Raw genomic sequence first — 23062 nt, forward strand, 5'->3', positions numbered from 1 at the left:
AGGGTATATTTTAAGTCTTCGAAATGTTAAAAACGCACCTTTCAAGCTTCATTTCATAATAAATATCGGACAAGCAGACAATAATTTTAGTCTTTTTTATGATGCCTGATTTCGCTCTATTGCTGTTCTAATAAGCTGTTTTTATTAATACATTTGCAAAGTACCTATATACCAGTTAAAAAATTCCCATCCAAAAAGGTAGGTCGCAAAAGTGCCAATTACAATAAAGGGACCAAAAACAAACGTACTCTTTCTATCTTTCTTTTTGAGCAACAGCAATATAATGCTAATAACTCCGGCCGTGACAAAGGATATAAACAGCGACATAATAGTCATCTTCCAACCGAGGAAAAGGCCTATTGGCGCAAACAGCTTGATATCACCGCCACCCATTGCCTCATCGGTTTTGTAAACTATATAGCCTAAAATTGCTATCAATAGCAGAAAGCCAAATCCTATAAGCGCCCCCAATAGTGGATTCCACCAGTTGCGATCCCCATAAATCTCAATAGGTCTGAAAATATTATAGATAAAAATAGGAATCCCACCGATTAGAGCTGCTATTACAAGCTGGTTGGGAATAATCATATGATCCAAATCAATAAAGAAGACAACTAAGAGTATGGACATAAGATAAGCCGATGCCAAAAAGTCCACAGACAGCCCATACTTGTGAAACAAAAGCACATAAACAACGGACGTCATCATTTCAACCAGAGCATATCTCGGAGAAATCTTTTCGCCGCAGTGTCTGCATCTGCCCCTTAAAAATACATAACTAAAAACAGGCACAAGATCCAACACAGTAAGCCTGTGCCCACATTTCATACAGTGGGACGGGGGCATAACAATAGATTCATTATTTGGTATTCTATAAATACAAACATTTAGAAATGAACCGATTAGTAGCCCGACAAGAGCTGCTAAAATGTAGAAAAAAGCCATGAATCCCGTTTCGTACAAAATTCCCTGTTCAAATAAAGTAAGTGTATTCATTTTATATTCCTCTTTTGTATTTTATATTTATATAATTTTAATATATTTATTATATAGTAAGATAAGACAATTTTAAAGTATTTTATATATCTTCTGCAGAAAACAATATTCTTGTCATTTCTTCAACAGTAGTTGTCCCTTCAAGGACAAGTATCTTTGCATTCTCCTTCAAAGTCTTCATGCTCTTCAAAGTAGAAAGCTCCTTTAATTCTGCCTCTGTGCAGCTACCCTTTATAATCTCCCTAAAACTCTTGCTTGCATCCATTATCTCAAAAACGCCCACTCTACCTTTGTATCCGGTGCCTGAGCATTCTGCACATCCACTGCCCGAATACAGCTCTACAGGAATATCAAGCTCCAGAAGAGAAAGCTCCTCATCCGTTGCAATATGCTTCTTCTTGCAGTTAGAGCAAATTCTTCGTACAAGTCTTTGAGATATTATTCCGACCAGTGAAGATGCAATAAAAAACGGTTCTATGCCCATCTCCATCAGCCTTATTACCGCATCCTTAGGATCATCGGCATTAAGAGCCCCCAACACGAGATGTCCCTCGATAGCAGCTTTTACAGCAATTTGGGCCGCTTCAGCGTCTCTTATCTCACCAATCATGATTACATCCGGTCCTTGCCTTAAAATTGATCTAAGCCCCTTGGCATAGGTTAAACCCGTATTGCTGTTAACCTGTACCTGGTTTAATCCTTCAATGATGGACTCAACAGTATCTTCAATAGTAATTATATGAATATTCGGACTGTTAATCTCATTTATAGCGGTATACAAAGTTGTAGTTTTTCCGCTTCCTGCCGGACCTGCTACCAAAACCATGCCCTGAGGGCTTTTGATCATTTTTTCAAATCTTACAAGGTCTTTTTGAGTAAAGCCAAGCTGGTCTTTAGGAATAACAGAAACCCTTTTTTCTACAATACGTATTGCTATTTTCTCTCCAAAAACAGTGGGAAGAATCGATACCTTAAGATAATAATCCTTTCCGTCAAGACTTACAGCACCCCTTCCATCTTGCGGGGCCTTTTTTTCGTTTATATTCATGCCACAGATGGCCTTTATCCTTGCTGCAATGCCACTTAGCATATCCATTTCGGTTCTGATGGCTTCATGCATCTGTCCATCGGTTCTAAACCTGACTTTTAGGATATTAGACGATGGTTCAATATGTATATCGCTTGATTGGCTTCTTATCGCCTGCTCTATTATGGAATCTACAAGTTTTGCCACCGGTTCATTATCTGCCTCAATACTTTCGAGTTCTATTGTTTCATCCGCAATTTTGAATGAAATTCCTTTTTCTTTTATAGGCTCCTCTAAGACATGCTGTATTGCGTAATACTTTTCTATGGCATTCTTTATTGACGAGACCGAATCAATTACAGGCACAACCTCCATACCTGTATATACTTCAATATCGTCAATGGCAAACATATTTAAAGGATCACTCATGGCAACTGTAAGGATACCATCTTGCTGGGATATTGGAATCAGCTCGTACCTTCTGGCAAGCTTTTCGGGAATTAAGTCGCAAGCGGCAGAGTCAATGCTGTATTCCTCCAGTACTACACGGGAAATACCCATCTTACTCTCCAAAACCCGCATTATATCCTCCTGAGCTACAATTCCTTCAGAAGCCAACAGAAATCCAAGCTTTTTGCCGGTAGTTTTCTGAAGTTTCAGAGCACTATCCAGTTGTTCTTTTGAAATAAGCCCAGCTTCCATCAAAAGGTCGCCAAGCCTCTTTCTCTCCTGCCTTTGCATAAAATTCCCCCTTGGACTCTAATCCTCGAGACTTTATGTAGACAAATAATTGCTTATGTCCGCTCAATCATTTGGATGACTTAACCTTTAGGTGTTTTTTAAAAGAATCATAAATATCTTTGAGTTTATCCTCGGTGAACTTGACACCTGTCCAGATTTCATAGGCACTTATCCCTTGATAGAAAAGCATCCCAAGTCCGTTAATGGTCTTTGCACCCATTTTTTCTGCGTCCTTGAGAAATTTGGTTTTTATCGGATTGTAAATAACATCATACACAATTTGATTTTTATTGAAGCATTCACTGAATTTAATCGGGGTTTCCCGATTTTTTGGAGACATCCCCACCGAAGTAGTGTTAATAATAATATCGCTTTCCTCAAAAGCCATTCTGAAGGTTCTGTCTTCAAAATTATACACCTGAACGATCTCTTTTACATTTTCATTCACGACGTCGGCAAGTTCAATGGACCTTTCGGTGGTGCGGTTTACAAGACTGATTTTTTCTGCACCTTCGCTGGCAATTTTAACAGCAATTGCCCTAGCCACTCCTCCTGCCCCTATTAGCACAACCTTTTTGCCCTTAAAGCCCGCCCCCGCTTCTTCTTTAAATGACCTCAAAAAACCTTCAGCATCAGTATTATAGCCATAAAGACGGCCCTCAATCTTCTTTACCGTATTTACCGCTCCCATCAGTATGGCTTCCTTTGTATTTTCATCAATATACTTCATTATATCCCTCTTGTAAGGGATTGTAACGTTGAAACCCACAAAATCCAAAGACTTTAGCGCCTTCACGACTGTCTCAAGGTCAGCCTTCTGGACCCCCAGAGGTATATAGACAATATCCAGCCCAAGGAGCGTGCTCAATGAATTATGAAGCTCGGGTGAAATGGAATGCTCAACCGGATTTCCAACAAGTCCTAATAATCGTGTTTTTCCTGTTACCCTAACATCGATATCCATAGTTTATCCTCTCTTATCACTCTGCTTATTTTTTACTTATGTTTGTCTTTTATTTTTCATTTTCGCAAGAACAAATTTTTCAGGTATTCTTTTTAATCTAACAAAAAAATACTCTCTTTTATCTATTGGACTAACCAGTATGGTAAACATATTAACCTTGTTTCCCCCATATATATCGGTAAAAATCTGGTCTCCAATTACAGCTGTTTCTGAAGCTTTGGTATTCATTATTTCCATAGCCTTTAGAAATGACTTGCTGTTGGGCTTTGAAGCCCTATGGATGATATCAACCTTAAGCTTATTATTAAATTTGACTACACGCTTTTCTGAAGCATTTGACACAATACAAACCTTAAATCCCATTTTTTTAACTTTGTTAATCCAAGCTATTGTATTTTCGTCTGCCTCTTCCACATGATCAGGTACGAGCGTATTGTCTATATCAAGAATGAGTCCTTTAATATTGTTTTTAATTAAGAAATCCAGATCAATATCATGTACTCTGTGTGCCTGTAAATTAGGATAAAATTTTTCCAGCATTTTTCTCCTCCAAGTCATTATACAATTTATAAAAATATGATAAACATATCAATCAATAAGCTATAACTATAATAGCAATAATGTAACAGCATATCAATAAAAACGTTGCGTTATGGTCAATTATTTTTCCCTCAATACTTAAAAGTACTGGATTTTTAGTTAAAAAAGTAGCATAATAGAATAAGATTCCGGATTAAAGAATCAGTTCAGTATATCATATGCGCAAAGTAATATTGGAATATTCATTATTCCAAATATTTTATTTTAATGTTATTATTGAAAGGGGTTAATAAATATGTCCTATCAAATTAGTATTCAAAAAACACAAAATCCAAAAAGCAAACCTGACCAGAATAAATTGGGCTTTGGCCAAATCTTTACTGATCATATGTTTATAATGGATTATACAGAAGGAAAAGGCTGGCACGATCCGAGAATTGTTCCTTACGGACCTCTTTCCATGGACCCGAGTACAATGGTATTCCATTATGGACAGGCAGTCTTTGAAGGCTTAAAAGCTTACAAAACACCGGAAGGAAAAATTCTTCTTTTCAGGCCCAGAAAGAATATGGAGAGGATTAATATTTCAAATGACAGGCTATGCATACCTCATATAGACGTTGATCTAGCCGTTGAGGCCTGCAAAACTCTTGTAAGTGTTGATAAAGATTGGATTCCCGAGGCTGAAGGAACTTCTCTTTATATACGTCCGTTTATTATTTCTACCGACCCATTCCTTGGGGTAAAACCGTCATCAACATACAAGTTCATTATCATTCTTTCTCCAGTAGGAGCTTATTATAAAGAAGGAATTAATCCAGTAAAAATATATGTTGAAACTAATTATGTCCGTGCCGTAAAGGGAGGTATAGGTTATTCGAAGACTCCGGGCAACTACGCCGCAAGCCTTATAGCACAGGTTGAAGCAAAGGAAAAAGGTTATACCCAAGTACTATGGCTTGATGGAGTTGAGAAAAAGTACATTGAAGAAGTCGGTACCATGAATGTATTCTTTAAAATTAATGATGAGGTTATCACCCCTTCCTTAGAAGGCAGTATTTTGGCAGGAATAACCCGTCAATCTACAATTGAACTTCTTAGGGCATCCGGCATAAAAGTAACTGAAAGAAGAATAACCATACAAGAAATTTACGATGCCCATGCGGCAGGAACTCTCAAAGAAGCTTTCGGAACCGGAACTGCTGCAGTAATTTCACCTATCGGCGAATTGTCCTGGAATGATAATGTTATAAAAATAAATGATGGAAAAATCGGAGAAACATCCATGATGGTTTACGACACTATCACAGGTATTCAAAGCGGCAAGAAAGAAGATACCTTCGGATGGGTTGTTGAAGTGAAATAAAAGCCATATTTATTTTATTAAAGCAGGTGGTTTTCCATCTGCTTTTTTTATCCTAAGTAAAAAGAAATAACCAAGAATATTATTGTGATAAATGTTCGCTATGGTATATAATATTAATTATATATAAAGTAAAATGTGCTTATTCGCTTATTGGTTTTATTGCCAAAAGCAAGTTACAATCAAATCAATATTACTCTTAATTAAGAGGAAGGGGGTTTTCCAATTGTTTGATTTTATTTACAACATTGATATCTGGGCAGCAATCTTCTTTATACTAGGATTTACTCTAGTCATAATTGAAATGTTTTTCCCAGGTTTCGGTGCACCCGGTATTACAGGTATAATTTTTCTTTTTTTAGGTATTCTGGTAACGGCCGAAACACTCACAGATGTCCTAATCATGCTGGCTATAATTCTTGTTGTACTAGGTATTGCCCTAGCAATAATACTTCGTTCTGCCACCAAAGGACGACTTTCAAAAACACTGGTACTTAGCGATTCATTAGAAAAGGAAAGCGGCTTTGAGGGAACCGAAGATCTAAGCGGTTTTCTTGGCAAGAAAGGTGTAGCTTTAACAGTCCTTCGCCCGGCAGGTACTGCAGAGTTCGACGGAGTAAAGATTGATGTTGTGTCAGAGTTCGATTTTATTGATAAAGGCTCTAAAGTGAAAATTGTTAAAGTCGAAGGACGCCGTATAGTAGTAAGTAAAATCGATTAGTGTATTAATCTTGTTTTGCCTTGTTATATATCTCTTAGAGTTATATAATGTAGCAATATTATTATAAAGATATGAAGGGAGAGTTTTGTTATGGATGGTATAGCTTTTATTCTTATTGTAGGTGCTGTAATTGTATTTATCTCATTATTCTTTGCAGTCTTTCCGGTAGGACTTTGGATTTCAGCCTTCGCTGCAAACGTCAGGGTAAATATATTCACTCTCGTAGGAATGCGTCTTAGAAGAGTTGTTCCTTCTAGAGTTGTAAACCCATTAATTAAAGCTACAAAAGCAGGTATCAATGTGTCAATCAATAAGCTTGAAGCCCACTATCTTGCAGGCGGTAATGTGGATAGAGTTGTAAACGCTCTTATTGCCGCTCAAAGAGCTAATATTCCTCTGGAATTTGAAAGGGCTGCTGCTATTGACCTAGCAGGAAGAAATGTTCTTGAGGCTGTTCAAATGAGCGTTAATCCGAGAGTAATTGAAACACCGGTTATCGCAGCAATAGCAAAAGACGGTATCGAGCTTCGAGCAAAAGCTAGGGTTACTGTTAGAGCAAATATTGACCGTCTTGTCGGAGGTGCCGGTGAACAGACCATCATTGCCCGTGTCGGTGAAGGTGTTGTTACAACAGTTGGTTCCTCAATAGACCACAAACAGGTTCTCGAGAACCCTGATGCCATATCCAAAACAGTGCTAAGCAAAGGTCTTGACGCAGGTACTGCTTTTGAAATACTTTCTATTGATATTGCAGATATTGATGTTGGAAGAAATATCGGTGCTCAGCTTCAGACAGATCAGGCAGAAGCAGATAAGCGTATTGCTCAGGCAAAAGCTGAGGAAAGAAGAGCTATGGCTGTTGCAAAAGAGCAGGAAATGAAAGCTATGGTACAGGAAATGAGAGCTAAGGTTGTAGAAGCAGAAGCGGAAGTGCCAAAAGCGATGGCTGCAGCTCTTCGCGAGGGAAAACTTGGGGTTCTTGATTACTACAATATGCAAAACGTAATAGCAGACACCCAGATGAGAGACAGCATTTCAAAAATAGGCAAGCAGGATGGTCCTTCAATTGAGAAAAAACAACCCTAAGTTTAATCACTATCTTGCGGTCTGGGCCTAATAAAAAGGAGCTGTTTAAATTATGAGTAATTTATTGTTAACTATACTGGAACTGCTTGAAGAATCATCTCAAAATTTGAATAGCGGTAAAACGCAGCAGTACAACCCAGCAAACAGAAATCCCAATAGAAATGTGATGAGGCCTGTTCAAAGACCTCCTTACAATTTGGGTACAGGAGGAAAACCAAGCCCAAATGGCAGACCTGCTACAAGTGGAGGTCTCAACCCTAATGGCAGTTCAAGCTTTGAAGGTGAGGGCCAAGGTTCATTTAACTACCTCAGCCCCGAAGGCGAAGGTCAGGGCTCTTTAAACTACCTCAGCCCTGAAGGTGAAGTGAGTTTTGAAGGCTCTCATGGCCGGAAAGGTTCCTTGGGTTCGAAAGGTAATGCCAAATCCCAAAAGAATAGAATCATAACAACAGAGCCTTCTCATCAACCTACACTTTCCGACACTCACAATCTTGATTTCTCTGAGATTACAGAGAGTGACATACTGCGTGGAATAGTTTTCTCAGAGATTCTGGGTAAACCCAGATCACTTAGAAGAGGCAGATAATATATTGGGGATTGCATGTTCGACAGCAATTACAGTGAAATTAAAGAGGCTAAATAAAAAAGAAGTAAATTCAGGTAAATTCCTAAATTTACTTCTTTTTTGTGACAATTGCTATATATTTATTAGTAATTTTCCGCCAACAACTCAAAATATGCTTTTGGATGAATACATGCCGGACATTTTTCCGGTGCATTGTTTCCTTCATGTACATAACCGCAGTTTCTACATTTCCAGTAAACTTTTTCGTCTTTATTAAATACCTTATTATTTTCAATGTTTTCTGCGAGTTTCTTATACCTTGCTTCATGTCTTTCTTCAACTTCAGCTATCTTCCTGAAAGCTGCCGCTATTTCATCAAAGCCTTCCTCCTTTGCAACCTTTGCAAACTCAGGATAAAGCTTTGTCCACTCTTCATTCTCTCCTTCTGCTGCTGCCTTGAGGTTTTCTAAAGTATTTCCTTGAGCTACAGGATAATCTGCGTTTATCATAATTGAAGCAGGCAGTTCACCTTCTAAACCTTCAAGAAGAAATTTGTAGAATCTTTTTGCATGCTCCTTTTCATTATCGGCAGTTTCAATAAAAATAGCCTCAATCTGCTTATAACCTTCCTTATTGGCAACAGAAGCATAGAAGTTGTACCTTGTACGTGCTTGAGATTCCCCGGCAAATGCTTTCATAAGATTTTCCATTGTTTTTGTGTTTTTAAGACTCTTCATTTGGTACCTCCTTAATTAAAGTGTAATTAGTATGTAACAATACTAATTCTATCACAATTCCAGAAATTAAAGCAACTCTTTAAACCGTAACGAAACTTCTGCAATTCGACAAATACCCCTTTGCAAAATTTTACAATTTTAACATCTTAATATTACAAATATTTTAAATCTCTCTTAAAAAAAAAATTTTTTCTCCCCCCTGTACTTAATTATGTGTTACAATTAAATGTATACTAAAATATAAGTAGTGCATATAAATCATTGTTAAAAAAACAGTAATACAGTTAATTATTAAGGGGTTTTTGTAATGGCGCAAAAAAAGATTTTTTCTAAGAAAAAGAATTTAACTTTTAAAAAAACCTTGCTTATTTGGCTGAGCAGTTTTTTATTCATAGGGGTACTGATATTTCTTCTAGGCAGATATGTTCTAAGTGATGGCAACGATAGTTCTGAGGTAGACAATGATATTATATATCCTCCTGTCTCAAGCTTTAAGCCTATTGACTTTTCGGTATCCGACGATGTGTATGGTAAATCTGACGATGAAATTGATATAAGTAAAATGCAGGGACTTACGAACGGTATGAAATACCCGGAGAACCTAGTTGATAATAACAGCAGGAATATATTGTTTATCGGTCAGGACAAATTGTCAGGTCTGTACGACACTATAGGTATATTAAGTATTGATAAAAAAAACCAGAAGCTAAAAATAATAATGATTCCCCGTGACTTATACATAGACTATAATGCCAAAGTTAAACACTACTTAGAAGCAAACAATAAAGTAAACGACCCGGACTTTTATAAAATTAATTGCGCCTATAATATAGGTCCCTATATGAAATATGATGGAAAATTCGGTGCATACTCAATGAATTTTCTAGCAGCACTGATTAAAGAAATTTTTGATATTGAAGTTCATGATTATGTTAGGGTAAACACCGAAGGTTTCGCTCAAATTGTAGACCTTTTTGGAGGAGTTGACATCAATGTTCCATACAACATGCATTACGATGACATATATCAGGATCTTTATATCCATATAAATAAGGGATGGAATCATCTTGACGGCAAGAAAGCCGAAGGTTTCGTCCGCTACAGACAGAGCAATGACGAAATGGGAAATATTACTCATTCTATCGGTGACTATGAAAGAAAGAAGAACCAGATGAATTTTATCAAAGCATTTATTGAACAGCATGGGACAATATCCAATATCGACAAGCTTCCAAGTCTCATTTCAACGCTAAACAAATATATGAAGCACAGTATCGGAGTCGGTGATATTTTAACATCTTATATGGGTTATGCCAAAGATATCATTATATATAAATACCCGATTGAAACCTACACAGTTACCGGAAAAGATAAATACATGAATCAAAGATACTATATTGTAATCGACAATGACACCAACAATTCCGTAGTACAAAACTAAGATTTTAGTTAATTAGATAATCAGTAAATTTTATAACTGCTTCAGAAGGATAGCACATATCCTTCTGAAGCAGTTTTATTTTGCTCTTTTGTTAGTTACATAAATTGGAATAATAAATTTAACTGCTTTGTATAAATTATATTTAGAGTCTTGGAATTTAGTTAAAATTTGAATCTAAGGAGGCTATATTCATGTATCCTCATATACACAGATATAAGTTCGAATCAAAGACCGCCAACAGGCATAATCACAGGATAATAGGTTACACCGACAATATAATCGGTATAGAAATCTTTCATATCCATGCATATTATGGTATTTCATCGTATAACGGACATACCCACTATTTCTCGGGATTTACCGGTCTTCCTATCAAAACTGAAAACGGTCATATTCATAGAATAGAAGGTATACTTGAATTAGCTTCAAATCACGAACATATATACAGAAACTATACCGATGAAGATATTGAGTACATTTATTATAATATATTGGATCATGCATATATTTAAATGATTTTTATATAACGACTTGCTTTTTTCATTAAAACCCATTATTATATATTATATGATTAAAACAAATTATTTGTCGGAAAAAATTGTCTTTTTGTTTATGTGCAATGAATATTGAGCTACGACAAAAAAAGGCGTTTCATGATTCTTTTGATTCGCCTTTTTCTTATAATTGATTATTACAGTTTTTGGTAATTTTATATTCTATCTACTATTGAAAGGGGATTTAGATAATGGTTAATGATGAATTACAGACATATTCATTAACAGAAGTTTTTGGTTCAAATGTATTTAATGATGCTGCAATGAGAGAACGCCTTCCAAAACTTGCGTACAAGGCATTAAAGAAGACTATAGATGAAGGTATTCCTCTAGATCGCGAAATAGCAGAAATAGTTGCAAACGCAATGAAAGACTGGGCAATTGACAAAGGTGCAACACATTATACCCACTGGTTTCAACCTATGACTGGAATCACAGCAGAAAAACACGACTCCTTTATTTCCCCCACACCGGATGGAAAAGTCATAATGGAATTTTCAGGAAAAGAACTTATAAAAGGTGAACCCGACGCATCTTCCTTTCCTTCCGGAGGCTTAAGAGCTACTTTCGAGGCTAGAGGATACACTGCTTGGGACTGTACATCACCGGCCTTTGTAAAGGATAGCACTCTTTATATTCCAACAGTTTTCTGTTCGTATACCGGCGAAGTACTGGACAAAAAGACTCCTCTTCTTCGTTCTATGGAAGCAATATCAACTCAAGCCCTTCGTATACTTAGACTTCTTGGAAACACAACCACCAAAAAAGTAATTACTACAGTAGGTGCCGAACAGGAATATTTTTTGGTTGACAAAAGACTTCATGACCAACGTAAAGACCTTATCTATACCGGTCGAACGCTTTTTGGTGCAATGCCTCCAAAGGGACAAGAAATGGAAGATCACTATTATGGTACCTTAAAGGAAAGAGTATCGTCCTTTATGAAGGAATTGGATCAAGAGCTCTGGAAACTGGGTGTCTCAGCAAAAACAAAACACAACGAGGTGGCTCCCGCGCAGCACGAGCTTGCCCCAATCTTCAATACAGCCAATATTGCCACCGATCACAACCAGCTGATAATGGACGTTCTTAAAAAAGTTGCCCACAGGCACGGCTTTGTTTGCCTGCTCCACGAAAAGCCTTTTGCAGGGCTTAACGGATCCGGTAAGCATAACAACTGGTCCATGAGTACCGATGATGGGCAAAACCTGTTGGATCCGGGCCGTACACCCCACGAAAACGCACAGTTTCTTATTTTCCTTTGTGCAGTAATAAAGGCTGTGGACGAGTATCCAGAACTTCTTAGATGCGCGGCTTCAAATGCCGGTAATGATCATCGTCTCGGAGCCCATGAAGCACCTCCGGCAATAATATCTATATACCTGGGCGAACAGCTTACGGATATCCTTGAGCAAATTGAGAATAATGGAGGAGCAAAATCTTCAAAACAGACAAAACGTCTGAAAATCGGGGTAACAACACTTCCTGTTCTGCCGCAGGATGCCACCGACAGAAATAGAACTTCTCCCTTTGCATTTACGGGAAACAAGTTTGAGTTTAGAATGGTTCCTTCATCCGCTTCAATTGCAGGCCCTGTCTTTGTGATTAACACCATAGTTGCCGAAGAACTTCGCCAAATTGCAGACAGGCTTGAAAAAGCAAAAGACTTGAATGCAGAGATTCATGATGTTCTTAAAGAAATAGTGAAAAACCACAAAAGAGTAATATTCAATGGCAACAATTACTCCGATGACTGGATTGAAGAAGCCAAAAAAAGAGGTCTTCCCAATATATGCTCGACAGTCGAAGCAACAAAAGCATTAATAGAAGAAAAAAGTATTCATGTATTTGAAAATCATAATGTTTTAAGTAGACTAGAGTTGCACTCCAGATATGAAATTTTCCTTGAAAACTACATGAAAACAATTAATATCGAAGCATTAACTATGATAGAAATGACCAAACGGGATATTATCCCCGCTGTTATCTCCTTTATTACAAAAGTTGCCGATTCAATAAGCTCTGTTAAATCAGCCGGTGTTAAAGCTGACACCAGCGTTCAGGCAGAGCTTTTGGAAGAAGTGTCCTCACTGCTTACTGACCTCAAAAAGAATTTGACTGCCCTTGAAAAAGCAACTTCAGATGCAGCACATTTCACCGGGGACACATATCAAAAAGCCTGCGTGTATAGAGATGATGTGTTTGTGAGGATGAATGAACTGCGTGCTGTAGCTGACAAACTAGAAACACTGACTGATGCCAAGATGTGGCCGTTCCCGACATACGGTGAGCTTCTCTTTAATGTATAAATTTCCGACTTTGAAATACTGTTAATATAAAAAGCCCTCCTTTTATTAGGGGGGCTTTTATCAACTATTTATTTTTACTTAAGTCTATCAAAAGCTATAAAACTAAAACTCCACTAACATTAATACTGCATACCGAACTCAAGGGCTTTCATTTCTACGGGAATCAAGCTGTGCTTCTTACTAGGCAGTGTCTTCTTTAGAGCTACTTCAAAATTCTCCTTAGACACTATATTTGTAAGAGCTATTAGCTTTCCTAAAAGAATTATATTGGCAAAAGCGGGATTTCCCATGTTAAAGGCAGTCTCGGTAGCAGGTACGCCGTAAACCTCTACATCCTTCCTTTCCGGTGTCCTTTGAACCAGGGAACTGTCTTTAATAATTATTCCTCCACTCTCTACCGCATTCTCAAACTTGTCAAGGGATGGACCGTTCATAACTATCAAAGTTGTAGCTGTATTTAGAATAGGAGAACCTATTACCTCATCGGAAATTATAACATTACAATTGGCAGTACCGCCCCTCATTTCCGGACCGTAAGACGGAAGCCATGATACATTTTTATTCTCCAACATTCCTGCGTAGGCAAGAATTCTTCCTGCCGATAGTATTCCTTGTCCACCAAAACCTGCCATAATAATCTGCTGATCTGCCATTTAACTTACACCTCCAAATCCTTGCCCTTAAAATTCCCCAACGGGTAAACCGGAATCATCTTATCCTGTATCCATTTCAAGGACTCTACAGGATTCAATCCCCAGTTTGTAGGACAGGAGGATAAAACCTCAACAATTGAGAAACCCAAGTTCGCCATCTGAACCTGAAATGCCTTCTTTATGGCTTTCTTTGCATTCTTAATATTCTTTATGTCATGCATTGAAACCCTTTCTATATACACTGCACCCTCAAGTGTAGCGAGAAGCTCGCAAACATTTATCGGATATCCGTGAAGCTCCGGATTTCTACCTAAAGGAGAGGTGGTTGTAACCTGATTAATTAATGTTGTAGGAGCCATTTGCCCGGATGTCATTCCGTAAATAGCATTGTTTACAAATATAACAGTTATTTTTTCGCCTCTTGTAGCAGCATGGACGATTTCAGCCGTACCTATTGCAGCCAAATCTCCGTCTCCTTGATAGGCAAATACAACATTATCAGGATTAACTCTCTTTACACCGGTCGCAACGGCCGGAGCCCTACCATGAGCCGCCTGAACCATATCACAATTAAAATACTCATAATTGTTATAAGTACATCCAACAGGTGAGATACCTATTGTCTTTCCTTCAATATCAAGCTCATCTATAACTTCAGCTATAAGTCTATGGACTATCCCATGAGTACATCCGGGACAGTAGTGCATAGATACATCCACTAAAGCATGTGGTTTTTTAAAAACTGTATCCATTTTTCTTCCCCTTCCAAAATAAAATGCTCGATCAGAGTTTCAAATCATTATTTATTCAGAATTTCCTTTATCTTGTCCAGTATTTCCTTCTGTGTCGGTATCATTCCACCCATTCTTCCATGGAAATACACAGGCTTTTTGCCGTTAACAGCCATCTTTACATCCTCAACCATTTGACCTGCATTAAGCTCTACCGACAAAAATGCTTTCGGCACATCTGCATATTTTTCATATTCCGCTGTCGGGAAAGGCCACAAGGTTATAGGTCTAATCAAGCCAACCTTTATTCCTTCCTTCTGAGCCATTTTTATAACATTCTTAACTATTCTTGCAACTGTACCAAAGGCTGTTACAATAATATCTGCATCCTCGCAATTATAGCTTTCAACACGGGTTTCCTTTTCTTCTATTAATCTGTATTTAGCCTGCAGCTTTTGGTTGTGCTTTTCCAACACTTCAGGTTGAATATATATTGAGGTTGTAGTATTGTGCTCCCTCTTCATCTGTGTACCTGTAGTAGCCCAGGATTTATCGGCTTTATCAATGTTTTCAACATCTTTAAACTCAACAGATTCCATCATCTGTCCTAAAATTCCGTCACCCATGATCATTGATACAATTCTATACCTGTCAGCAATGTTAAATGCCTCCACAGTCAACTCATACAATTCCTGAACGCTGGAAGGTGCCAGTACAACCATCTTATAGTCTCCATGACCCCCACCTTTTACAGCTTGGAAATAATCACACTGTGCAGGCAATATTCCCCCAAGACCCGGACCGCATCTTACAATATTAACAACAACTGCAGGAAGCTCTGCACCGGCAATATAAGACAATCCTTCCTGTTTTAAGCTTATACCCGGACTGGATGACGAAGTTAGAACCCTTGCTCCTGCGCTGGCAGCACCATAAACCATGTTTATGGCAGCAACTTCACTTTCTGCTTGAATAAAAGTTCCTCCAAGCTCCGGCATTTTTTTGGCCAAATAATGCGCAATTTCAGTTTGTGGTGTGATCGGGTATCCGAAGTAATGCCTGCATCCTGCTCTTAAAGCAGCTTCTGCAATAACCTCGTTTCCCTTCATTAATAATTTTTCTCCCATATATTCCAAGTCCCCCTAATCTGTTTCATTACAAACTTTATTTACATAACTTACTTATAAACTTCTATAACACAATCGGGACAAATCGTCGCACAAAAAGCACATCCTATGCACTTGTCCATATCTATAACTCCTGCCGGATGAAAACCCTTCTGGTTTAATTTATCCTCATTCATAACAACTATCTTCTTAGGGCAAACTGTTGTGCACAATTTACATCCCTTGCATCTGTTTTCATCAAAAATAACTCTAGCCATCAAAATCCCCCATTATCTATTATACTTACTATTCTTCGACCAAAAGCTACTCCGTTTATTATAGAACTCTTTATCTTTTTTTTCAAGTTCATCTATTAATTCGTTCAAGATTTTCTCGTTTTGAAAATCAATATCGAAAATTTTTACACCATATTCAAATCCCTTTTCATTACTTCCTTTTCTTCTTATAACACCAGTAAAGCAAAGTTGCTTTTTAGGATTAACATATACTTCAAAGTAGAAATTTCGCTCTCCTTGCGGATTCTCGAGAATTTCCAATTCCTTTTCAATATCTTCCTTAGCAATAAAAGCAGCTCCGCCCTGACTCAAATTGGTCATAATGGCAAACACACCTTTATTGTCATTCTTACTGTTCTTTATAACAGAACACAAATAAATATCATATCTGTAGTTATCACGCCTGTTTGCAAACTTCTCTACATCATGAACCTTAATGGTAATGCTCTGCGGAATATCCAACCTTATTTTAGTAACCCATCCAATTAATGTAAACTCATAATCCCCACTGGTATACTTGCATTTCATTATGTCTCCGACCATAATTATGTTATCAATATAGTCCTTTTCAAGCCCGATATCAATCTCAATCCAATCATCATTAATGGCAAAAACGACGTTTGTTACCCAACTGGTCGAGTTGCAATGCTTTGTCCTAATTATAGAGCCTTCAGAAAGAAACTCTCGTAATTTCATATTATTCATTACAGCCCCTCCATTAATCCCATGGTAATTTTATCAGACCGTTCAAATACAATACATCAACGTTTTCTCTTTCTTTTACTTCATCTGCAATTTCGCGAAAGCCGCTTACAAATGCAATAGGTATGTTTAGTTTTTGAGACAATTCTTTTATCATTTTATGCCCTTCAATTACATCTTCAACAGTCGTCTTGCCAACAAGATTTGTATTATTCACAAGCTTCGATACCTTTAGCCGGGATGCACCTTCTATTTCGCAAATCATCCGTTCAATCTTGTCAACGGTATCAGTCATAGGTCTTCTAGTATTGATAACAAAATACATTTCATAGTCATCGTTTTCTATTTCATCTTTATACCTTGATAAAGCTCTCGCTCCAAGGTCATCACCACCCACATCAAAAACAACATTGTATTCCTTTTTTTCAAACAATGTATATATCTCTGCCGGCAGTGCCGGAATATCGACATTTGTGTTGGCATAAAGAGGCGAAACAACCCAGATGCCTTTTGATTCAAGCTCCCTTTTAGCATCAGTAGTCCTGAAAAACGGATTAACTATATCAAAGTCAACAATTGCAGTGTTTAGGTTCTGCTCTTTTAGCTTGAGAGCATAATTAACAGATACTTCTGTTTTACCGCTCCCAAAATGTCCGGTAAAAATACTAATTCTTTTATTAAACATTTAATACTCCTATAATTATAAACTTTTTTTAGCGATAAAGCAAAAAACAGTTGTCTTCGAAAACTTATCATATTGATTATAACACTAATAAACATAAATTTTAAGTATTTTTTTATTGTAGTTTTATGCTGTAGTATTTGCATATTTGCTAAATTCATTACAATCACTTACAGCAAACTCCATTGCAACAAAAAGGTTATAAATATGCATAAAAACTGGGGGTAATATAACCCCCATATCATCAAAACACTCTATAATTTATACCCAATTCTCAATCGGGTAGCCTTATTATAATTTATGACCCTTCCCTCTTCTTACAGACATCCACCAATCTTCTTCCAAGTATCTTTGCACGCCTAACGGCAAACTCATCCTTCGCTGCAGGCTGTTGAGCACAAGCTCCATGGTGACCGCAATCATCTTCGATATATCCGTCCCCGACAATTGTCATACCATGAACAAGCATTATATCATGCAGAGCTTTCATTGTTGTTTCCTGTCCTCCATATTTTGATGCTCCTACAGTCACTCCGCATGCGAATTTATTGTAGAAAGCCTTTTCTCCTCTAAGTTTTCTGGTCTTATCAAAAAAGGCTTTAAGCTGCGCCGAAACGCTTCCAAAGTATACGGGACTTCCCATTACTATTGCATCAGCCTTTTTCAAAGTTTCATATGCTTCTTCCAGTTTCGTGCCTTTGTAACATATACCGGAACAGGGATTGCTGCAAACAACGCAAAAGGGATTCTTAACAGAATTTAAAAGATCCTTTACTTCAAGAATCATTGTCTCTGCTCCATGGCTTTTTGCCTCTTCCAGCACAGTATTAATAAGATATTTTGTGTTTCCTTCCTTGTTTGGGCTTCCATTTATCCCCACGATTAGCATTCATATCACCTCTCAAGTCACAATTCTAACACATAATCCATAAATTCTCAAGTAAACAACAGAAATAAGATCGAGGCTAAATAAAAAAAGCGGAACTTATGACAAATACTTATCTAGAGTATTTCATCATCCGCTTCCCTAACTCTGTCAATAAAATCCCGTATTTTATCAGCATCCTTAAATCCCTCAGTCTCAACGCCGCTGCTGACATCCACCCCATAAGGCTTTACCCTTGCCACAGCAGTCTTAACATTTTCAGGATTAAGACCGCCTGCAAGGATAATCCTGCCATATTTGGCTGCAATGTCAGAAGCAAGCTGCCAGTCAAACACACTCCCTGCTCCACCATAACTCCCCTCGACGTAAGCATCTAAAAGAAAAGCATCTGCATCAAATGCAGACATAATTTCAAGGGATTCTTTATTTTTTACGCGAATAGCCTTCCATATTTCAATCTTCTTTTTCGTTATTTTGCCTAATAAATCCTTTAGCTTTCCAATGTACTCCGGCGGTTCGTCTCCATGAAGCTGGACACAGTCTAACCCTGTATACTCTGCAATCTCTGCCACAGCCTTTTCTTCTTCATTCACAAATATTCCCACGGACTTTATTTGTGGCAAAAGAGCTTTTCTAAGTAGCATTGCCGTTTCCGCAGAAACCTTACGTCGGCTTTCTGCAAACACAAAGCCCGCAAATCCAGGCCGGTAAAAATTTACATAATCTATATCCTCTTTTCTTCTAAGACCACAAATCTTAACACTAGTCATAATTACACCGCTTTAAACTCATTTATTTTTTCACTTATGGACTGAGCCCTCATAAAGGTTTCGCCTATCAAAACCGCATCCACCCCGAGCTCCTTTAGATATTTCAAATCCTCCACACCTTTAATACCGCTTTCGCTTACTACCACCCGGTCATTAGGTATCTGGTTCATGAGTTTTTCAGTATTTTTAAGATCCACCTCAAATGTCCTAAGATCCCTGTTGTTTATTCCGATTATTCTTGCACCGGATTCTAAAGCCCTGTCAAGCTCTCTTTCATCATGGACCTCAACCAAGCACTGCATTCCCAGTATGTTGGACACAACCTGAAATTTTTTCAAATCCTCGTCGGAAAGCAGGGATACAATAAGCAATATTGCATCGGCACCTATGCATCGAGACTCATACACTTGCCACAAATCGATTATAAAATCCTTTCTCAAAATGGGAAGAGGACAGGATTGTCTAATCTTTACAAGGTAGTCTTCATTGCCCTTGAAAAAGTTCCTTTCAGTAAGCACCGATATTGCCTGAATCTGAGACTCAATATACTCCTTTGCGATCCTTAGCGGATCGAAGTCCTCTTTTATGATCCCTTTTGACGGAGAAGCCTTCTTCACCTCGGCAATAATGGAAATATTCCCGCTATTCTTTAAAGCCCCGTAAAAGTCCAGAGGTTTATGAGTTCCCGGCCTTTTTACTCTTTGCTTCCAACCTTCTATAGTAATTCTACTCATATCATCCTTAAGCTGAATCCTCTTTTGTGCTACAATTTCATCCAGTATCATGTTTTTCCTCCTAATTTGACTTGTATTTGATCCCTGTTCGCTCCTTACCCTCAAAGACCTTTAACTTCATCCCGATAGCTCATTATAGCTAAGAAACGAGTTTGTAAACTCAACAAACTCATCAAGCTTTCTTAATGCCTTCCCGGAATCGATTATTTCTTGCGCAAGTCCAATCCCTTCTTCAATGCTTGATGCAATCTTTCCTACATATAATGCTGCCGCTGAATTTAGCACAACAATATCTCTCTTAGGGCCCTTTTCACCATTAAAAATCCCCCTAATTATTTGTGCATTGTCCTCTGCATCTCTTCCCATCAAATCCTCTCGCGACACTAGGTCAAAACCATAGTTCTTAGGAGTCAATTCATAAGTAATGACTTCATTATCCCGTATCTCCGACACCTTGGTAGAAGTCGTTGTCGTAATTTCATCCATGCCATCCATGCCATGTATAACCAGGGCCCTTTCAACACCAAGATTCAACAGGACATTGGCCACAGCTTCCGTAAGATTTGGATTAAATACCCCCAGCACCTGTCCTTTGGCATTAGACGGGTTGGTCAAAGGGCCAAGTATATTGAATATTGTCCTAATTCCCAATTCCTTTCTCGGACCTGCAGCATGCTTCATTGATTTATGGAACATAGGAGCATATATAAATCCTATCCCCACCTTCTCTATACATTCTTTTACCTGAAGCGGGCTAAGGTCAATATTGATGCCCAGAGCTTCAAGAACATCTGCACTGCCGCTTTTACTGGATACCGACCGGTTTCCGTGTTTTGCGACATATACACCGCCTGCGGCCGCTACAAAGGCCGATGCCGTTGATATGTTAAAGGTATTGGTTCCATCTCCCCCTGTACCGCAGGTATCAATATAATACTCTACATTCGGACATATTCTGTCAGCCTTTTCCCTCATTACCTTAGCACATCCGGTTATCTCTTCAATTGTCTCTCCCTTAATTCTCAATGCCGTTATAAAGCTGCCTATCTGGGCTGGTGTTGCATTGCCCTCCATGATACAGTTTAATGCCTCAACTATCTCTATCTCACTTAAGTTCTTTCCTTCAACCAGCTTTGAAATTGCTTTCTTCAACATTTTGACCTCTCCTCTCTTCTCAACTCTTCTATTCATTTTAAGTTTAAATGTATAAATTAGCTCTCAACTCTTCTTATGTTAATGAAATTCCTCAAAATTTCCTTTCCTTCCGGAGTAAGAATTGACTCAGGATGAAACTGTATCCCAAATACCGGATAGCTTCTATGCATCACTCCCATTATCTCTTCATCCGGTGTAACGGCAGTGATTTTCAAACATTCAGGAAGTCCTTCCTTCTGTACTATAAGGGAATGATACCTTCCCACCCGGATCTTTTCAGGCATATTTCGGAATATCAAACATTCTCTATCAACATCAACTTCCGATGCCTTGCCATGCATAAGCTCCTTTGCATGCACTACCTTTCCTCCAAAAGCTTCTCCTATTGCCTGATGTCCAAGGCATACCCCCAGGATCGGTATATACTCGCCAAATTTCCTTATCACTTCAATACATATCCCGGCATCTTTCGGAAAACCAGGCCCGGGAGAAATAATTATATGGGTGGGATTCATTTCTTCGATTTCTCCCAAGGTTATTCTGTCGTTTCTGAAAACCTCAATAAATGGGCTGATTTCTCCGATGTACTGATACAAATTGTAGGTAAATGAATCATAATTATCAATAATCAATATATTGTCCTTCATTTTATTTCACCCGCCTCTTCTATAGCTTTAAGAAGTGCCTTTGCTTTATTGTAGCATTCCTCATATTCCTTTTCCGGAACCGAATCCGCAACTATACCGGCCCCAGCCTGAACATAAGCCTTGCCGTCCTTTAATATAATTGTCCTTATGGTTATACAGCTGTCAAGATTTCCGTTAAAGCTGAGATATCCAATCGCCCCGCCATAGGGACCTCGTTTTACAGTCTCGAGCTCATCTATTATCTCCATAGCCCTGACCTTCGGTGCTCCGGAAAGGGTACCGGCCGGAAGAATGGACATAAGGGCATCAAAAGGCGTTTTGTCTTCACGAATCTCTCCCTGTACATTTGTCACCACGTGCATTACATGGGAATACCTTTCAATGTGCATAAGGTTTTTTACCTCTACAGTACCGTATTTTGATACTCTTCCGATATCGTTTCTCCCCAAGTCTACCAGCATCACGTGCTCAGCCAGCTCCTTCTCATCGGACAAAAGCTCTTTTTCCAAAGCCTCATCTTCCTCTTTAGTTTTGCCCCTTTTCCGTGTCCCCGCAATAGGACAGGTTTCCACAATTCCATTTTCAACCCTGACCAGCATTTCGGGGGAAGAACCTACTATCCTATAGTCACCGAATTTAAGATAATACATATAAGGAGAAGGATTTATTAATCTTAAGCACCTGTATATATTAAAAGGGTTTTCGTCGGTCTCAACACACAATCGCTGGGATAAAACCACCTGAAATATGTCTCCGTCCTTTATATACTGTTTTGCCTTCAACACATTTTTGCAAAAGAATTCTTTTGAAATGTTGCTAGTTACCTCAAACCCTTTATCTTTTTTACTGTAATTAGAAACAGAGTAGTCTGTAGTTTTCCACTTTGAATCTAAAATCTCTTTGTGTATAGCTTTTATTCGATCAACTGCGCTTCTGTAGGCCCGTTCCAAATTGCCGTTAACATGCAGATTTACAATTATGTGAATTTTCTGTTTGAGATGATCATATACCAGCACCTCATCAGTAAACATAAAATGACTTTCCGGGAGCCCCATGTCATCTTCGGGAATATTGGGGAGACTCTCGTAGTGACGGATAAGGTCATACCCGAAATAGCCCACCGCTCCCCCATTGAACCTTGGAAGATTTGGAAGACTTGCACCTTTGAATTTCTCCATCAATTCCTTTATCATTTTTACAGGGTTTCCTTCAACTTCCTTTTGAGATCCGCTTCTCTCTTTGATAATAGTTTTATTTTTGTAGCTCTTTACAATAAGGAATGGATTTTTGCCGATGATAGAGTATCTAGCCCACTTTTCACCGCCCTCAACGCTTTCCAACAAGAAACAGTGACTGCTTTCCTCAAACCTTTTAAACAGGCTTATAGGTGTCTCCATATCAGCGTATACTTCCATTGTAACCGGTATAATATTATATTCTTTTGCCATTGTCTTAACTTCGTCCATGGTTGGATAAAACATTTCGACTCCTCCTTATTACTAAGGAAGATATGAGAGCAGACTAAACTAAAAACGCCGGATCGAAGAATCCGGCAGTACGATACAAATAGATTGTACATCCTCGTCTCTTCTCATCTCTTCTCTTCAAACTAAAGCTCAACTAATCTAATCTTAAAACTATTGTAGCATGGAAAAT

The 23062-nt window shown here is 38.2% G+C and carries 24 protein-coding genes; 7 read left to right on the forward strand and 17 right to left on the reverse strand.

What is annotated here, in order from left to right:
- Nucleotides 1–144 precede the first annotated feature (144 nt).
- From EFD62_RS05045 to EFD62_RS05060, 4 genes are all read right to left on the reverse strand, one after another.
- Nucleotides 145–996: a prepilin peptidase gene (locus EFD62_RS05045; RefSeq protein WP_235832568.1), complete on the reverse strand. Its 852-nt coding sequence runs from the start codon at nt 994–996 to the stop codon at nt 145–147.
- Nucleotides 997–1078: 82 nt separating this feature from the next.
- On the reverse strand, nt 1079–2764 hold the full coding sequence (locus tag EFD62_RS05050; protein ID WP_128705818.1) for a GspE/PulE family protein: 1686 nt from the start codon (nt 2762–2764) through the stop codon (nt 1079–1081).
- A gap of 67 nt (nt 2765–2831) precedes the next feature.
- Nucleotides 2832–3728 (reverse strand): shikimate dehydrogenase, encoded by an 897-nt coding sequence (locus EFD62_RS05055; RefSeq protein ID WP_069193620.1) that lies wholly within the window; start codon nt 3726–3728, stop codon nt 2832–2834.
- 36 nt (nt 3729–3764) lie between these two features.
- Nucleotides 3765–4268: a YqeG family HAD IIIA-type phosphatase gene (locus EFD62_RS05060; RefSeq protein WP_069193619.1), complete on the reverse strand. Its 504-nt coding sequence runs from the start codon at nt 4266–4268 to the stop codon at nt 3765–3767.
- A gap of 295 nt (nt 4269–4563) precedes the next feature.
- On the opposite strand from EFD62_RS05060, the gene EFD62_RS05065 reads away from it, so the two are divergent.
- From EFD62_RS05065 to EFD62_RS05080, 4 genes are all read left to right on the forward strand, one after another.
- Nucleotides 4564–5634 carry a branched-chain amino acid aminotransferase gene (locus EFD62_RS05065; RefSeq protein WP_069193618.1) on the forward strand — a complete coding sequence of 357 codons (1071 nt, stop codon included), beginning with the start codon at nt 4564–4566 and terminating at the stop codon, nt 5632–5634.
- A gap of 223 nt (nt 5635–5857) precedes the next feature.
- Nucleotides 5858–6352: an NfeD family protein gene (locus EFD62_RS05070; protein WP_069193617.1), complete on the forward strand. Its 495-nt coding sequence runs from the start codon at nt 5858–5860 to the stop codon at nt 6350–6352.
- 90 nt (nt 6353–6442) lie between these two features.
- Nucleotides 6443–7438, forward strand: a complete 996-nt coding sequence (floA, locus tag EFD62_RS05075; protein ID WP_069193616.1) for a flotillin-like protein FloA — start codon at nt 6443–6445, stop codon at nt 7436–7438.
- Nucleotides 7439–7490: 52 nt separating this feature from the next.
- Nucleotides 7491–8024 (forward strand): hypothetical protein, encoded by a 534-nt coding sequence (locus EFD62_RS05080; protein ID WP_128705819.1) that lies wholly within the window; start codon nt 7491–7493, stop codon nt 8022–8024.
- Nucleotides 8025–8146: 122 nt separating this feature from the next.
- Here the strand turns inward: EFD62_RS05080 and rbr are convergent, their stop codons facing one another.
- Complete coding sequence (gene rbr / locus EFD62_RS05085; protein ID WP_069193614.1) at nt 8147–8740, reverse strand: rubrerythrin; 594 nt, start codon at nt 8738–8740, stop codon at nt 8147–8149.
- Between the two features lie 307 nt (nt 8741–9047).
- Here rbr and EFD62_RS05090 point away from each other — a divergent pair, with 307 nt between their 5' ends.
- The 3 genes from EFD62_RS05090 (at nt 9048) to EFD62_RS05100 (ending at nt 13044) form a co-directional block, all read left to right on the forward strand.
- Entirely contained in the window at nt 9048–10181 is a 1134-nt protein-coding gene (locus EFD62_RS05090) for an LCP family protein (RefSeq protein ID WP_069193613.1), read from the forward strand.
- A 191-nt stretch (nt 10182–10372) separates the two neighbouring features.
- Nucleotides 10373–10693 carry a YmaF family protein gene (locus EFD62_RS05095; protein ID WP_069193612.1) on the forward strand — a complete coding sequence of 107 codons (321 nt, stop codon included), beginning with the start codon at nt 10373–10375 and terminating at the stop codon, nt 10691–10693.
- 233 nt (nt 10694–10926) lie between these two features.
- Nucleotides 10927–13044, forward strand: coding sequence for a glutamine synthetase III family protein (locus tag EFD62_RS05100; RefSeq protein ID WP_069193611.1), 2118 nt, complete (start codon nt 10927–10929; stop codon nt 13042–13044).
- Between the two features lie 119 nt (nt 13045–13163).
- Here the strand turns inward: EFD62_RS05100 and EFD62_RS05105 are convergent, their stop codons facing one another.
- The 12 genes from EFD62_RS05105 to trpE all read right to left on the reverse strand — a co-directional run bounded on the left by EFD62_RS05105 (nt 13164) and on the right by trpE (nt 22887).
- Entirely contained in the window at nt 13164–13697 is a 534-nt protein-coding gene (locus EFD62_RS05105; protein WP_069193610.1) for a 2-oxoacid:acceptor oxidoreductase family protein, read from the reverse strand.
- Between the two features lie 5 nt (nt 13698–13702).
- A complete protein-coding gene (locus EFD62_RS05110; protein ID WP_069193609.1) occupies nt 13703–14449 on the reverse strand; it encodes a thiamine pyrophosphate-dependent enzyme in 747 nt (248 codons plus the stop codon).
- A gap of 47 nt (nt 14450–14496) precedes the next feature.
- Nucleotides 14497–15555 (reverse strand): 3-methyl-2-oxobutanoate dehydrogenase subunit VorB, encoded by a 1059-nt coding sequence (locus EFD62_RS05115; protein ID WP_069193608.1) that lies wholly within the window; start codon nt 15553–15555, stop codon nt 14497–14499.
- A 50-nt stretch (nt 15556–15605) separates the two neighbouring features.
- Nucleotides 15606–15812, reverse strand: coding sequence for a 4Fe-4S binding protein (locus tag EFD62_RS05120; RefSeq protein ID WP_069193607.1), 207 nt, complete (start codon nt 15810–15812; stop codon nt 15606–15608).
- A gap of 12 nt (nt 15813–15824) precedes the next feature.
- Nucleotides 15825–16535, reverse strand: coding sequence for a PilZ domain-containing protein (locus EFD62_RS05125; RefSeq protein ID WP_069193606.1), 711 nt, complete (start codon nt 16533–16535; stop codon nt 15825–15827).
- A gap of 13 nt (nt 16536–16548) precedes the next feature.
- Nucleotides 16549–17217: a hypothetical protein gene (locus EFD62_RS05130; protein WP_128705820.1), complete on the reverse strand. Its 669-nt coding sequence runs from the start codon at nt 17215–17217 to the stop codon at nt 16549–16551.
- Between the two features lie 295 nt (nt 17218–17512).
- A complete protein-coding gene (locus tag EFD62_RS05135; RefSeq protein ID WP_069193604.1) occupies nt 17513–18103 on the reverse strand; it encodes a flavodoxin family protein in 591 nt (196 codons plus the stop codon).
- Nucleotides 18104–18216: 113 nt separating this feature from the next.
- On the reverse strand, nt 18217–18870 hold the full coding sequence (locus EFD62_RS05140; RefSeq protein WP_069193603.1) for a phosphoribosylanthranilate isomerase: 654 nt from the start codon (nt 18868–18870) through the stop codon (nt 18217–18219).
- A gap of 2 nt (nt 18871–18872) precedes the next feature.
- Nucleotides 18873–19655, reverse strand: coding sequence for an indole-3-glycerol phosphate synthase TrpC (gene trpC, locus EFD62_RS05145; protein ID WP_069193602.1), 783 nt, complete (start codon nt 19653–19655; stop codon nt 18873–18875).
- Between the two features lie 66 nt (nt 19656–19721).
- A complete protein-coding gene (gene trpD / locus EFD62_RS05150) occupies nt 19722–20759 on the reverse strand; it encodes an anthranilate phosphoribosyltransferase (RefSeq protein ID WP_069193601.1) in 1038 nt (345 codons plus the stop codon).
- Between the two features lie 56 nt (nt 20760–20815).
- On the reverse strand, nt 20816–21406 hold the full coding sequence (locus tag EFD62_RS05155) for an anthranilate synthase component II (protein WP_069193600.1): 591 nt from the start codon (nt 21404–21406) through the stop codon (nt 20816–20818).
- On the reverse strand, nt 21403–22887 hold the full coding sequence (gene trpE / locus EFD62_RS05160; RefSeq protein ID WP_128705821.1) for an anthranilate synthase component I: 1485 nt from the start codon (nt 22885–22887) through the stop codon (nt 21403–21405). Before trpE ends, EFD62_RS05155 begins: the two co-directional genes overlap by 4 nt.
- Nucleotides 22888–23062 lie beyond the last annotated feature (175 nt).

The sequence above is a fragment of the Acetivibrio mesophilus genome (genome assembly GCF_004102745.1).
GTDB classification, from domain to species: domain Bacteria; phylum Bacillota; class Clostridia; order Acetivibrionales; family Acetivibrionaceae; genus Hungateiclostridium; species Hungateiclostridium mesophilum.

Bases quoted from the DNA above. Each gene is read 5' to 3' on its own strand.
- EFD62_RS05045 (WP_235832568.1), bottom strand. From the start codon at position 996: ATGAATACACTTACTTTATTTGAACAGGGAATTTTGTACGAAACGGGA.
- EFD62_RS05050 (WP_128705818.1), bottom strand. From the start codon at position 2,764: ATGCAAAGGCAGGAGAGAAAGAGGCTTGGCGACCTTTTGATGGAAGCT.
- EFD62_RS05055 (WP_069193620.1), bottom strand. From the start codon at position 3,728: ATGGATATCGATGTTAGGGTAACAGGAAAAACACGATTATTAGGACTT.
- EFD62_RS05060 (WP_069193619.1), bottom strand. From the start codon at position 4,268: ATGCTGGAAAAATTTTATCCTAATTTACAGGCACACAGAGTACATGAT.
- EFD62_RS05065 (WP_069193618.1), top strand. From the start codon at position 4,564: ATGTCCTATCAAATTAGTATTCAAAAAACACAAAATCCAAAAAGCAAA.
- floA (WP_069193616.1), top strand. From the start codon at position 6,443: ATGGATGGTATAGCTTTTATTCTTATTGTAGGTGCTGTAATTGTATTT.
- EFD62_RS05080 (WP_128705819.1), top strand. From the start codon at position 7,491: ATGAGTAATTTATTGTTAACTATACTGGAACTGCTTGAAGAATCATCT.
- rbr (WP_069193614.1), bottom strand. From the start codon at position 8,740: ATGAAGAGTCTTAAAAACACAAAAACAATGGAAAATCTTATGAAAGCA.
- EFD62_RS05090 (WP_069193613.1), top strand. From the start codon at position 9,048: ATGGCGCAAAAAAAGATTTTTTCTAAGAAAAAGAATTTAACTTTTAAA.
- EFD62_RS05095 (WP_069193612.1), top strand. From the start codon at position 10,373: ATGTATCCTCATATACACAGATATAAGTTCGAATCAAAGACCGCCAAC.
- EFD62_RS05100 (WP_069193611.1), top strand. From the start codon at position 10,927: ATGGTTAATGATGAATTACAGACATATTCATTAACAGAAGTTTTTGGT.
- EFD62_RS05105 (WP_069193610.1), bottom strand. From the start codon at position 13,697: ATGGCAGATCAGCAGATTATTATGGCAGGTTTTGGTGGACAAGGAATA.
- EFD62_RS05110 (WP_069193609.1), bottom strand. From the start codon at position 14,449: ATGGATACAGTTTTTAAAAAACCACATGCTTTAGTGGATGTATCTATG.
- EFD62_RS05115 (WP_069193608.1), bottom strand. From the start codon at position 15,555: ATGGGAGAAAAATTATTAATGAAGGGAAACGAGGTTATTGCAGAAGCT.
- EFD62_RS05120 (WP_069193607.1), bottom strand. From the start codon at position 15,812: ATGGCTAGAGTTATTTTTGATGAAAACAGATGCAAGGGATGTAAATTG.
- EFD62_RS05125 (WP_069193606.1), bottom strand. From the start codon at position 16,535: ATGAATAATATGAAATTACGAGAGTTTCTTTCTGAAGGCTCTATAATT.
- EFD62_RS05130 (WP_128705820.1), bottom strand. From the start codon at position 17,217: ATGTTTAATAAAAGAATTAGTATTTTTACCGGACATTTTGGGAGCGGT.
- EFD62_RS05135 (WP_069193604.1), bottom strand. From the start codon at position 18,103: ATGCTAATCGTGGGGATAAATGGAAGCCCAAACAAGGAAGGAAACACA.
- EFD62_RS05140 (WP_069193603.1), bottom strand. From the start codon at position 18,870: ATGACTAGTGTTAAGATTTGTGGTCTTAGAAGAAAAGAGGATATAGAT.
- trpC (WP_069193602.1), bottom strand. From the start codon at position 19,655: ATGATACTGGATGAAATTGTAGCACAAAAGAGGATTCAGCTTAAGGAT.
- trpD (WP_069193601.1), bottom strand. From the start codon at position 20,759: ATGTTGAAGAAAGCAATTTCAAAGCTGGTTGAAGGAAAGAACTTAAGT.
- EFD62_RS05155 (WP_069193600.1), bottom strand. From the start codon at position 21,406: ATGAAGGACAATATATTGATTATTGATAATTATGATTCATTTACCTAC.
- trpE (WP_128705821.1), bottom strand. From the start codon at position 22,887: ATGTTTTATCCAACCATGGACGAAGTTAAGACAATGGCAAAAGAATAT.